Annotated in this window: 9 protein-coding genes and 1 pseudogene; 6 read left to right on the forward strand and 4 right to left on the reverse strand. The window is 60.3% G+C overall.

The genetic code is table 11. From position 1 onward, the window contains the following. Positions 1 to 22: 22 nt before the first annotated feature. From OKW44_RS11440 to OKW44_RS11450, 3 genes are all read right to left on the reverse strand, one after another. The gene (locus OKW44_RS11440; protein ID WP_162634091.1) at positions 23 to 772 is read right to left on the reverse strand and encodes an alpha/beta hydrolase; all 750 of its coding nucleotides are present in this window, start codon (positions 770 to 772) and stop codon (positions 23 to 25) included. 389 nt (positions 773 to 1,161) lie between these two features. After that, positions 1,162 to 2,385, reverse strand: a complete 1,224-nt coding sequence (locus tag OKW44_RS11445) for an acyl-CoA dehydrogenase family protein (RefSeq protein WP_018424267.1) — start codon at positions 2,383 to 2,385, stop codon at positions 1,162 to 1,164. A 45-nt stretch (positions 2,386 to 2,430) separates the two neighbouring features. Beyond that, positions 2,431 to 3,012 carry a flavin reductase family protein gene (locus OKW44_RS11450; protein ID WP_018424266.1) on the reverse strand — a complete coding sequence of 194 codons (582 nt, stop codon included), beginning with the start codon at positions 3,010 to 3,012 and terminating at the stop codon, positions 2,431 to 2,433. Positions 3,013 to 3,399: 387 nt separating this feature from the next. Here OKW44_RS11450 and OKW44_RS11455 point away from each other — a divergent pair, with 387 nt between their 5' ends. The 3 genes and pseudogenes from OKW44_RS11455 to OKW44_RS11465 all read left to right on the forward strand — a co-directional run. After that, positions 3,400 to 4,929, forward strand: a complete 1,530-nt coding sequence (locus OKW44_RS11455) for a class I adenylate-forming enzyme family protein (protein WP_035471779.1) — start codon at positions 3,400 to 3,402, stop codon at positions 4,927 to 4,929. Between the two features lie 329 nt (positions 4,930 to 5,258). After that, complete coding sequence (locus OKW44_RS11460; protein WP_026226490.1) at positions 5,259 to 7,523, forward strand: beta-glucosidase; 2,265 nt, start codon at positions 5,259 to 5,261, stop codon at positions 7,521 to 7,523. A gap of 269 nt (positions 7,524 to 7,792) precedes the next feature. Beyond that, a pseudogene (locus OKW44_RS11465) lies at positions 7,793 to 7,956 on the forward strand (IS3 family transposase); the annotation flags it as partial. A 6-nt stretch (positions 7,957 to 7,962) separates the two neighbouring features. Here OKW44_RS11465 and OKW44_RS11470 read toward each other — a convergent pair. Continuing rightward, a complete protein-coding gene (locus OKW44_RS11470; protein ID WP_018424261.1) occupies positions 7,963 to 9,003 on the reverse strand; it encodes an AraC family transcriptional regulator in 1,041 nt (346 codons plus the stop codon). A 364-nt stretch (positions 9,004 to 9,367) separates the two neighbouring features. On the opposite strand from OKW44_RS11470, the gene OKW44_RS11475 reads away from it, so the two are divergent. The 3 genes from OKW44_RS11475 to OKW44_RS11485 all read left to right on the forward strand — a co-directional run bounded on the left by OKW44_RS11475 (position 9,368) and on the right by OKW44_RS11485 (position 11,928). Continuing rightward, on the forward strand, positions 9,368 to 10,135 hold the full coding sequence (locus OKW44_RS11475) for a 3-hydroxyacyl-CoA dehydrogenase (protein ID WP_018424260.1): 768 nt from the start codon (positions 9,368 to 9,370) through the stop codon (positions 10,133 to 10,135). Between the two features lie 154 nt (positions 10,136 to 10,289). Further along, positions 10,290 to 11,498 carry an acetyl-CoA C-acyltransferase gene (locus OKW44_RS11480; RefSeq protein WP_018424259.1) on the forward strand — a complete coding sequence of 403 codons (1,209 nt, stop codon included), beginning with the start codon at positions 10,290 to 10,292 and terminating at the stop codon, positions 11,496 to 11,498. A gap of 247 nt (positions 11,499 to 11,745) precedes the next feature. Continuing rightward, entirely contained in the window at positions 11,746 to 11,928 is a 183-nt protein-coding gene (locus tag OKW44_RS11485) for a transposase (protein ID WP_429410867.1), read from the forward strand. Positions 11,929 to 11,936: the final 8 nt, after the last annotated feature.

Below are 11,936 nucleotides of genomic sequence, written 5' to 3' on the forward strand. Positions count from 1 at the left end.
CGAGGGTGCTGCGTAGGGAAATTCAATCGAGCCGCTTTACACAACTTTGCACGAACTTCGCCATCTCAGCGCCCAAGTCATCCAACTGGACACCGAGGTGCTGGACGGACGTGAAATGATTTTGGTTTGGAACAAGAAACGTCGCCGTCTTAGCGCCTGGTGTCACTGCTCTGGCGCTGACCACCATGTTCCATTGGCTAATGAATTCCGGCGGATCCAATTCGGCCGCGACCAGCAACAGAGGAGCTTCAGTCGCACCGATGCCATTGACTGTTGAATAGCGGCTTGGCGTTAAATCGTCGCCGTAATAAGCGAGCGCGCCTTGAAAAGGAAGCAACGAGGGGGCAAAGATACCTGAAATGAGCACGGCCCCACGGACGGCTGACGAATCAGGGGTTTGACCATGATGGCCGGACAGCCAAGAAGCGAGATGCGTTGCGCCTGCTGAATGACCGACGACGACCAACTGTTCGGTTGAAATGCCGAGTCGCCCGGAATTGTCGGCCAGCCAATCGATCGCTCGCTCGATATCTTCGGCACCCGCTGGCCACTGGGCTAAAGGGGCTAAACGGTACGACATTAATGCAGCCGCGAAGCCATGAGAAGTGGCCCACGCAGCAACGTTGGAATAAAGATAACTTCCTGGTATGCGGCGGTTCCCAGCGACAAACCCACCACCGTGGATGAAAAGAACGAGCGGCTGGCTCGGTCCTATTGCATCGACTGCGCGATAAAGATCCAGACAATGCCGGTCATCGGGTCCATAGCGCAAATCTAGAGCAACCGGACCGTACGGCGCTCCCACGTCGTGTGAGTGGAGCGGTGCGCAAAGCCTGAGCGACGCTTGAAAGCTCTCCGGAGACAGTGTCCTTGGAATTCCTCGGATCTCTGCGAGATACTCAGGTGTGAGCGGTGGCGCAGCCTCAGGTCTCAAATTCGACATCGTTTTACGCAGCGCTGCGCTCCAAGAGACGGTTTGAAAAATCCGATGTAAATGGCCTACTCACGGCTAAGCCACCCACTCGAGGCCACGGTCATTCGGGCCTTGGGGTAAAGCCACCTGCAACACGACTGTACCGAACGATGGCGGCTCGCGTTAAGCGCTCTGGACCGGTTGCTCCGTTCCAGCGGCCGCAGTTTCGAGCCACATTTTGGTGGATGTCATTCAGCAACGGCATCAACAAGTCCCAAGAAGCTCCATTGCTTGCCCGGTGCCAATCCAGCCAATTCCTTGCCGCACTCGCTGAGCATCACGGGCGACGAGGTGATGTGTTGGGAACCGGCGTGCATGTCCCTGTAGATCCGCTGGATGATTCCATTTCTCAGCGAAACACCGCCCGCCGCCTTGAAGGCAAAGTCGCATGCTTCCACAGCCGTCCACGTTGCATGATTCAATGCAAGCCTGATCAGCGTGACGTGCCGGGTTGTGAAAGGCTCTCCCTCGCGAAGAGACTTTTCGACGCTCGCCCAGGTCTCGAACGCCAGCGCGCGTGCCGCTTTGACCCTCGCTTCCATCCATGCGTATCCTTCGAGGAAACTCGACGAGCTAGCAATTGAATTCGGGATTGCAGCCTTTGCACGTGCTAAAGCGGCGGTTTCATCAAGGATGCGCTTGGCCTGGCCGAGAGCAAATGCAGTGTGCCCGGCGGTGCCGATGCCAATGGCTCCAGTCCGGTACGTCCACCCGCCGCGTAGGGGTTCAACCACGCGTGCCGTGTAGCAGAAATCTTCAGGGACGAAGACATCATCTATTGAGTAGTCAATGCTGCCGGTCGCTCGGAGCCCTATAACATCCCAGTTATCGTGAAAATTTACATTTTCCCTTGGCACGTTCAGAATAAGCGTCTCTGTCGTTCCATTGCGCAACGTTCGCGGACGCCCTTCTTCATAGACGATCGCACCAGCGTGCACATAATGGGCATGCTTAATACCGCTGCCGTAACTCCATTTACCTGTGAGCCGATAGCCCCCGGGGACAGCGGTTGCTTTCCCATTCGGGATCCCTTGCCCGGCCGCGACGGTCAGTCCACTACCAAACATCGCCTCCACCGCAGAATCACCCAGAAAAGCGCCGGCCGCAGATGTACACAGCCCGGTTGCAAACAAAACCCAGGCGGTGGGGCCGTCCATCTCGGCAACCGTTTCGATCAACTCCAATGCCTCTACTGGGGACAACTGCCACCCATGCGCTTCCTTCGGCGCGAAGTATCCGAACAGACCCATTTCGGCGAAGGCATCGACCACCGCAGGTGCCAGCATTCCGCGAGCTTCATTGCTTGGCGCGCTCTCTTCAATCAGTGGCCGCAGTTCTTTTACTTGTTTGATGAGATCCTGAAAGGACAAATCCGCCCTACCAAGTCTTCTCTTGGCGTTCGAAACGTACATTTTTACTCCTGTAGGGTTGTAGGCTCAAGTTAAGAAGCAGATTCATCAGCCCCAACTGTCAAAGTCGAGCATCATCTCAGTGACCACGGGTTCTTGCCAATGGTGGATACCGAGCTTGCCGCCGTAAAAAAGCAGCGGTTTGCCTTCAGCGCTTTTCATCCACTGCAGTTGAGCCACGATCAGCCGGTGGTCTCCAGCGTCCAAGGTGGAATGAACTTTTACTGCAAATTGAACCAGAGAATTCTGGAGCACCGGCACATTGCGATACCAGTCGTATCTCGGGTCTAACGTGTCAGAGGGCTTACCTCCAAAATGCGTGCACTCCGCAAGCTGTTTTGAAGAAAGAAATGAGATGCCGAAGCCCGCATCCGTAGAATTCAAGAACGCCAGGAAACCGGCGGTACGCGCAATGGAGACCACCACGAGCGGCGGGTCGAGGGAAACGGACATGAAGGCATTTACAGTCATTGAGCGCACACCGCCAGCATGCGAAACGCTGAGCACTGTCACGCCACTGGCGAACCGCCCCATCGCCCTTCTGAACTCACTGGCAGACAATGCCTCACCGGTGAGGCTATCCCGCTCTGCCTGCTGACCTGTGCCGATGCTCCGCTGTGGATGACTCATGGTTGAACCTCAAAAGGTCGGCGTTGATGAGATTAAAGCCGATCTTCGCACAGAAGTAAATTTCGCTTCATCCCTAGTTTACCCGAACGTTGCGATCCGGCGATGGCCGGCTTACTAGTCTGCATGACAGGCGTCGGCAGGGTAAACACTGCATGAATAGCCGTTCACTTTTTCACATCGCCGTGCTTTAATTTCTTTACATCATCGGGTTCGCGCGCGCCGAGCTTTAACACGGCTAAGCCGCGGACGAGGCGAACCTGATCGTGCGCGCAATCGCTTCTACCACCTTGCGCGCGAGTCCGATCTGCGAATGCAAACTCGAGATCGGAATGGTCGACGTGAGGTTCGCCCAACCCATCCACCACACTACACAACGGAGGCACGCTCATGCTTACTGTCGCAATCCGCCGTGCCGCAACTGTACGGCCGGATGGATGGGCCATTATCAGTGGTACCGAAAGAACGACCTGGCGCGAAATGCCCAGGAGAATCGCATCACTCGCTTCCGCACTTAACGCTGCGGGACTACGGCCCGGCGACCGCGTAGCAACGCTCGCGTTGAATTCACCGCTCTACTTTGAATTGATGCTTGCGGTGTGGTGGGGCGGCGGCGTATTGGTACCGCTGAATACCCGCCTCGCCTACGACGAACTGCGTTATATCCTCGAACATTCCGAAGCTCGCTTTCTTCTTACCGACGATAGCTTTCGCGCGACGGCTGAGCGCACCCGTGAGGCTGTGGGACCGCTCCGCAGCGTTATCGTCGTGGACGAAGATCGCCGCAGCGACATGCTTGCCGCCTCACCGATTGACGACGCCCAGGTGGCCTTAGATGAACTCGCGTGCATCTTCTATACCGGTGGCACAACGGGCCTTCCCAAAGGCGTAGAACTGACTCATTCGAACTTGGCATTCGCGGCATCAAACATGCAGCGCGACCTGCACCATGACAGTGAGACGGTCTACCTTCATACGACGCCGCTATTCCACCTTGCCGACTTTGGCATTGGTCTTGGCGTAACCCTGGCTGCAGGGGCCCACAGTTTCCTGTCGCATTTCAGTGCTGCCGAGGTCTTTTCGCGCTTGCGCACCGACGGCATAACGCACCTTCAGCTCGTGCCGACCATGCTTTCAATGCTTCTTGACGCACCGGAGCGTGACGATAGCTTGCTCAGGCGGGTCCGAACCATCTCTTATGGCACAGCACCCATTTCGCAGGAGTTGCTAGATCGGGTACTCAATGCTTTTCGCGACGTGCGAATTCAACAGTTCTACGGCATGACAGAGTGCAGCGGCGCATGCACATGCCTGTTACCGGAGTGGCATTCAACGAGCGGTCCGAAAGCAGGGAAATTGACGTCAGTCGGACAACCGACGTCAAGCTTCGAGATACGGATCGTCGATGAGCAGGGCTGCCTCTGCGAGACCGGGACTGTAGGCGAGATCCAGATCCGCGGCCCTGCCGTCATGCGGGGCTACTGGCGGGACCCAGAGAGAACGTCGGACACGATCAAGGATGGTTGGTTGCGGTCGGGTGACGCGGGGTACATGGACGAAGAAGGGTTTCTCTTTGTTGCAGATCGCATTAAGGACATGATCATTAGCGGCGGCGAGAACATCTATAGCGCCGAAGTCGAGAAGACCTTGAGCATGCACCCGGCGGTCAGCCAATGCGCAGTGATCGGGGTGCCGGATGAGCGTTGGGGTGAGCGAGTGCATGCCGTTATCGTCATCAAACCCGGCTCCGTCGCAACCCCCGCCGAACTGGACGCCCACTGCAGAGCCCACATTGCAGGCTACAAGGTGCCACGCGGATATGACATCCGCACCGAGCCACTGCCGCTATCTGGAGTAGGAAAAATACTGAAAAACAGACTGCGCGACGAATGGCTCGGAATCAGCAAGCGAACGCGATGACACAATGATTGAAAAGCCGATCGCCATTAGTCGGACAGACTGGCAAGCGGATGCACATTATTGCTGCGCCAGGGCGACGACAAGCAGTGCTGCACGCTCGTCGGGTGCACCTCGGCGAGCGACGCCCTGGGCCACCTAACCTTGCAATCCTTATCAAGGGGTTGTCGTACTTTTTCGTGCAAATTCTGGCGGTTTGAATCGATCCTGCCGTGACCGGATGATCCGGCCGGCCAGCGGGTGAACTGTCGCGTCGATTGAGAAACGGACCGGACGGATGCAGGCCATATATTTCGTAGTCGGAATCAGACATAAACTGGAGTGAGACGACAATGAAGAAGAGGCTGCTTTTCCCCTGCGTCGCAACGGCTGTCGCGTGCGCTGTCGCCCTTATGATCGCTGCATGCGGCAGCGGCGACGACATCAACGCGCCAACTGATCCTGACACGGTCGCCGATCAGCGGGCCGCCGCACTCGTCGCCCAGATGACCACCGACGAAAAGGTCCAATTGGTGCACGGCACTGGTTTTCCGGTTTTCGGCCTCGGAGGACCTTTTCCGCCAGGGGTGGATGGTGCTGGATACATTCCGGGCGTTCCCAGACTCGGGATTCCTGGGCTCGCGATGGCGGACTCGGCCGGTGGGGTGAACATTGCGAACGTTGGTGCGACGGCGTTGCCGGCGCCCGTTGCGCTCGCGGCGAGCTGGGATCCGCAGCTCGCCAACGCCTATGGTGCACGAATCGCGACCGAGTTGCGCGTATTGGGTTATGGCGAAGGCCTCGGCGGGGGGGTCAACCTGGCGCGCGAACCGCGTGATGGCCGGACGTTCGAATACATGGGCGAAGATCCGGTCCTGACAGGCACGATGAGCGCGGCACGCACAACCGGCACGCAGTCGCAGAAAGTCATTGCGACCATCAAGCATTACGCGATGAACGATCAGGAGACGAACCGCTTCACCAGCAACTCGGTGGTCGACGAGCGGACGATGCGCGAAACCGAGTTGCTCGCTTTCGAGATCGGCGTGACGCAGGGGCAGCCGGGTAACGTGATGTGTTCGTTTAACCAGGTGAACGGCATCTATGCATGCGAGAACCCGTATCTGCTCACGACGGTGCTAAAGAACGAGTGGGACTTCAAGGGAGTCGTGCAGTCCGACTGGGCCGCAAATCACAGCACGGTGGCCGCTGCGCTGGCCGGGCTCGATGAGGAAGAACCCGGCGACCTCGGCAGTGCGGCTGGCAGTCTTCCTGGCATTACTTTCACCTCGTACTTCAGCTCAGCGCTAAAGGCCGCGGTCACGGCGGGCAGCGTGCCGATGGCGCGCCTGAACGACATGGTGCAGCGCAAGCTGCGCACGATGATCCGGTATGGAGTCTTTGATTCCCCGCCCACGTCGGGCGGCACGATCGATCAGGCGGCGGGTAACGCCTTCGCGCTGCAGGTCGCGCAGCAGTCGGCGGTGCTGCTGAAGAACGCCGCGCCGTCCGGCGCGCAGCAGCCGGTCCTGCCGCTGAGTGGGGCGAGCCTGTCGTCGATTGTCGTGATCGGTGGGCATGCGGATACGGGTGTGCTATCGGGCGCTGGCTCGGGCGGGACGCCCGCGATCAACGGCAATGCGGTGTCTGGGTGCCAGCAGCCTGCAAGCCTTATTTTCGGCGGCTGTGCGACCTGGTACAAGTCTTCGCCGCTTGCGGCGATCAAGGCACAGGCAGCGAACGCAAGCGTGACCTACCTTGACGGCACAGACGCAAACGCCGCGGCAAGCGCCGCTGCACAGGCTGACGTCGCGATCGTGTTCGCCACTCAGTGGGAAGGTGAAGGGTTCGATCTACAGAGCCTGAGCCTGCCCAACAACGTGGTGGATCCGTACAACCAGAGCTATGACCAGAACGCGCTGATCACTGCGGTCGCGGCAAAAGCGAAGCGCGTGGTTGTGGTGCTGGAGAACGGCAGTCCGGTGCTGATGCCGTGGATTGGCAACGTGAACGCGGTGCTTGAGTCATGGTACCCGGGGGTGCAGGGCGGCCAGGCAATCGCCGACCTGCTGTTCGGTACAGTGAACCCGTCGGGCAAGCTGCCGATCACCTTCCCACAGCAGGATGCCGATCTGCCCCAACCGGCGATCTCGGCCACCAACCTGACCGTCAACTATAGCGAGGGGCTGATGATGGGCTATCGCTGGTATGACGCAAAGCAGATCCAGCCGCTCTTCCCATTTGGCTTCGGCCTGTCCTACACGACGTTCCGCTACTCGGGCATCAGCGCGAGCACCGATGGCGCCGGCGACGTGACCGTAACCTTCACGGTCCAGAACACCGGCGCCCGCGCCGGCGCGGAAACGGCCCAGGTCTATGCAACGCTGCCCGTTGGGCTCGGCGAGCCGCCGAAACGGCTCGTGGGCTGGCAGAAAGTTACGTTGCAGCCCGGACAGTCGCAACAGGTGAGCGTCTCCGTGCCCGCAAAACTGCTGTCGACTTGGGACGTGACGAAGCACGCCTGGAAACTGAACGGCGGAGCGTATCAATTGATCGCCGGCGCGTCATCGCGTGATACGAACGCGCTGACGACATCGGTGACGCTGGCCGGCCACTGACCGGTCCAACCCAATACCTGTGGCGGTTGGCGATGGTTGGGGAGTTGGGTCAGTCGGAGCTGCACAGAACATTGCAGGCTGCCACGACCCTATCCCCGGCCAGCCCTCGCAGGCCGGTATTCACATGTGGAACAGCACGATGTATTTCATTGCCTATTGCCTCGCTGACGAAGGCATGGCTGACAATTGCTCGCGACGCACGACAACAGGCGTGATGTGCCTCGGTTCTCGCGTACGCATCCGCGGTAAGCACATGACGGCGGAGCTCCGTGACCGATGCGCTGACGATGGCATGGTTTCGCCGCCGGCCCGCGCCCGGCGTGCTGCTTGACACTTGGAAGGGCATCCGGGCAAGCCAGTACGCAAGCGCCGAATATGAAGCGGTGCTCGCACTCATCGCATCATCTGCAGCATGAGCCGCAACTGTTGGGACATTCGGTCATGCCGCGCTTCCTCCTGAGCTTGAAGAGGTCGCCCTGCCATGGCGGTACATTCCGGGGCTGGCCCCAGTCCACTTCCTGAAGGCCCTGTGAAATGCGCTGGTCTCCTGAAATCCAGTCCGTGCAGCGACCTCCGCGACCGTGAGAGAACTGGTCGAAAACAGGTCGATAGCGATGTCACGGCGCAATTCGTCCTTCAGTTGCCGGTAGTTGGTCCCCTCGGCCAGCAGGCGGCGCTGCAGCGTGGCCGAGGACTGATTCAGTAACTGCGATAGCGTGTCGAGGTCAGGCCAGTCGTCGGGGATCTGGTTTCGCAAGCGGCGCCTTATCAGGGCGGTCGTGCTGGATTCGTTGCGGTATTTCACCAGGATGTTCGCTGGTGCATTCTCCAGGAATGCGCGCAGACTCGTTTCCGTCTCCGTCAGTTTGAGGTCGAGGAAACTGCGATCGAACCGGATCAGGGTCTCGTCTGCGGAGAACGTCACCTCCTCGCAGAAGCGCATGCGGTAGTCGCTGTCATCCATCGGCGCGGAAGCGCGAAATCTCATCTCGATCAACGGAATCCGTCTGCGTGCCAGCCAACACGCTAAGCCGTGCACGAGGATGAACCACGTCCCGTAGGCAAAGAGGCGGCGCGTCGGCCCATCATCATGCAGGAGGATCAGTGCATGCTCGCCCTCACAGCGTAGCTCCCCATGGATGTCGTCGAGAACCGCGCGCAGAAACTTCAGCATGCGACGCAGCGCGTGTCCCAGGTCTGCAGCATGCAGAACTGCGTGGCACATCAGAGCGTAACTGCCCCGGCGCAGTGGGTGGCTATCCAGACCGAAAAATTCGTCGTCCATCAAGTCGGCCAGAGCCGTCCACAGGCGCGAAAAAGCTAATGCGGGCACGCGTGCTCTCGGAGCATTCAACAATTCTGCCGCGATACCGGCGTGCTGCAGCGCGGCCGCCACATCCAGATTACGTTGCGTAGCGACAAGAATCGCTTCACGCACCAGGCCGATGGAAGTTGTGCCCTTGTCTCGAGTGTCATTCATAGTCAGGTCCGGCCTACAGAGGTGCACTGATGTTAATCGCTGCGAGGCCCAATTGAAACGTGAGACGGCCGGCCGCCGGTAGTTATCAGCTGACGATCACTATCGAGCGGAAGGACGACCCGTTCGATATGTCCGAAAGGCTCATGCGTGAAGAAGTCTATGGGCATGGAAGTATCCCAGCCTGCCGCTTACGATGACCAGCCAGTAGGTAGTCGAGAACGTAGCTTGTCGGCGGAGGCTGCGCGGCAGCGTGCCGGTCATGTCGCAAGACGCTTCAGGGCTCACCCACAAGTTCTGGTTTCGTGCTGGCCGCAATTGCCGCCCCCGTGCGTCGCGCGTCGGGGCCATCAATCAGGAGACAGAAATGCAGATTCAAGATAAAGGTTTTGTCGTCACGGGCGGCGGCTCAGGGCTTGGCGCGGCGACGGCGCGCCGCCTGGTAGCGGGCGGCGCTCGCGTGCTGCTCGTAGACCTGAATCAGAACGCCGGTACCACGCTGGCGACGGAACTGGGCCCCAATGTCCACTTTGCCAAGGCTGATATATCCGACGCGGCCAGCGCGGAGGATGCGTTGGCCGCGTTCCGCGACACCTTCGGCACGCTGCATGGCCTGATCAATTGCGCCGGCGTGGCGCCCGCCGAGAAAGTGCTTGGCCGCGAAGGCCCGCACCGGCTGGAGAGTTTCGCGCGCACTGTTAACATCAACCTGATCGGCGCCTTCAACATGGTGCGGCTGGGCGCGGCCTGCATGGCCGAAAACATGCCCGACTCCGATGGCGAGCGCGGAGTCATCATTAACACCGCGTCAGTCGCGGCCTTCGATGGCCAGATCGGGCAAGCGGGCTACGCCGCCTCGAAAGGCGGGGTGGTCGCGATGACGCTGCCTATCGCGCGTGAATTGGCGCGCCATGGCATTCGCGTCGTCGCTATCGCGCCTGGGATCATGGAGACGCCCATGCTCAAAGGCATGCCCACGGAGGTACAGGACGCGCTTGGGAAGATGGTCCCCTTTCCCGCGCGCCTCGGACGGCCTGACGAGTTCGCGAGCCTTGTGCAGCACATCCTCGAAAACGCCTACATCAACGGCGAGGTGATTCGCCTTGATGGCGGCATCCGCATGGCAGCCAAGTGACCCAGTGTCCGGCGCACTCATCATGATGCCTGCTGCCGCTTGCTGCGGTCGGCCTCAGTCGCCGGACCCGAATGTGGTCAACTGAATTCCTCCGCGACGAAACCTTTGTTCACCCGCTTGCAACGCCGCCATGAAGCGGCGGATGGAGACTCGCATGCCTACCTCTTCGACTTCCAATGATCCCGTCGTTATCGTCGGTGCCGCACGCACGCCGCTGGGTAGCTTCCAGGGCGACTTCGCCTCGCTGACAGCGCCGCAGCTGGGTGCCAACGCGATCCGTGCCGCAGTGCATCGGGCCGGGCTGCAGCCTGAGGCCGTAGACGAGATGCTGATGGGCTGCGTGCTGCCCGCCGGCCTGGGCCAGGCGCCCGCACGTCAAGCGGCGCTGAGCGCCGGGTTGCCGCATTCGGCGGGCTGCACCACGATCAATAAGGTGTGCGGCTCGGGCATGAAAGCCACGATGCTGGCGCACGATCTGCTGTTGACCGGGAGTCAACGCGTGATGGTGGCCGGCGGCATGGAATCCATGAGCAACGCGCCGTACCTGTTGCCCAAGGCCCGTTCGGGCCAGCGCCTGGGGCACGGCCTGGTGCTGGACCACATGTTCTTCGACGGGCTGGAGGACCACTACGGCTCCGCCTCCGATGGCCGCCTGATGGGCACGTTCGCCGAGGACTGTGCGCGCCATTTCGGTTTCAGCCGTGAGGAGCAAGACGCCTATGCTGCCACCTCCACGCTGCGCGCGCAGCAGGCGCAGCGCGACGGCCTGTTCCGGTGGGAAATCACGCCGGTGGCCGTGCCGGGCCGCAACGGCGAGAAATTCTTCGACGAGGACGCGGCGCCAGCGAAGGCGCAACTGGACAAGATCCCCACCCTCAAGCCCGCCTTCGGCAAGGACGGCACCGTCACGGCAGCGAACTCCAGTTCGATCTCCGATGGTGCAGCGGCGTTGGTGCTGATGCGCCAGTCCACCGCACGCGAGCGTGGCTTATCAACGCTGGCCGTTATCCATGCGCATGCCACCCACTCACAGGAGCCCGCCTGGTTCACTACTGCGCCCGTGGGTGCGATCCAGAAGCTGCTCACCAAGGTGGGGTGGCAGGTTGACGATGTCGACCTGTGGGAGATCAATGAGGCCTTCGCCGTGGTGGTCATGGCGGCGATGCGCGAGCTGTCGCTGCCGCACGAGCGAGTGAATGTGCATGGCGGGGCCTGCGCGCTGGGTCACCCGATCGGCGCTACCGGCGCCCGTCTTGTCGTGACGCTGCTGGCCGCACTTCGCCAGCGCGGTGCCAGGCGCGGCGTGGCAACCGTGTGCATCGGCGGAGGCGAGGCCACGGCCTTGGCAATTGAGATCGTCTGAGCCGCCCGTACCCTGAAGCTACTCCGACAGCCGTTCCTCTACGTCGTACGGTTCGGGTACGCGATCGAGGGGCCTGCTTTATCACAACCGCGATCGGTTGAGCCGGGGAGCAAAGACCGTCGAAGCGAGGAAAGAGCCGCCTGTCCACAGACCTCATTCAAACTGATGTCGACGGACATGGATTGAGGCTCCAACCAGGCTGACACTGCAATCGCCTTTGGCAAAGGAAGAGGAGTGTCGCGCCCGGTTGCAGGCAGTACCCGGACTTTATCCCGTGACGGCCACGCACTTGATCGCTGCTGTAGGAGAAGCGAAGCGTGCCCGAAATTCCAGGCATATGGTGGCCAGTTCCGGATTAACACCTCACGAGAATAGCAGCACAGGAGAGCAAAGACTGCTAGGAATCAGAAAGTCAGTATGGCGGCAATAAATATACGG

The organism is Paraburkholderia lebeckiae, from assembly GCF_050436325.1.
Taxonomy (GTDB): domain Bacteria; phylum Pseudomonadota; class Gammaproteobacteria; order Burkholderiales; family Burkholderiaceae; genus Paraburkholderia; species Paraburkholderia tuberum.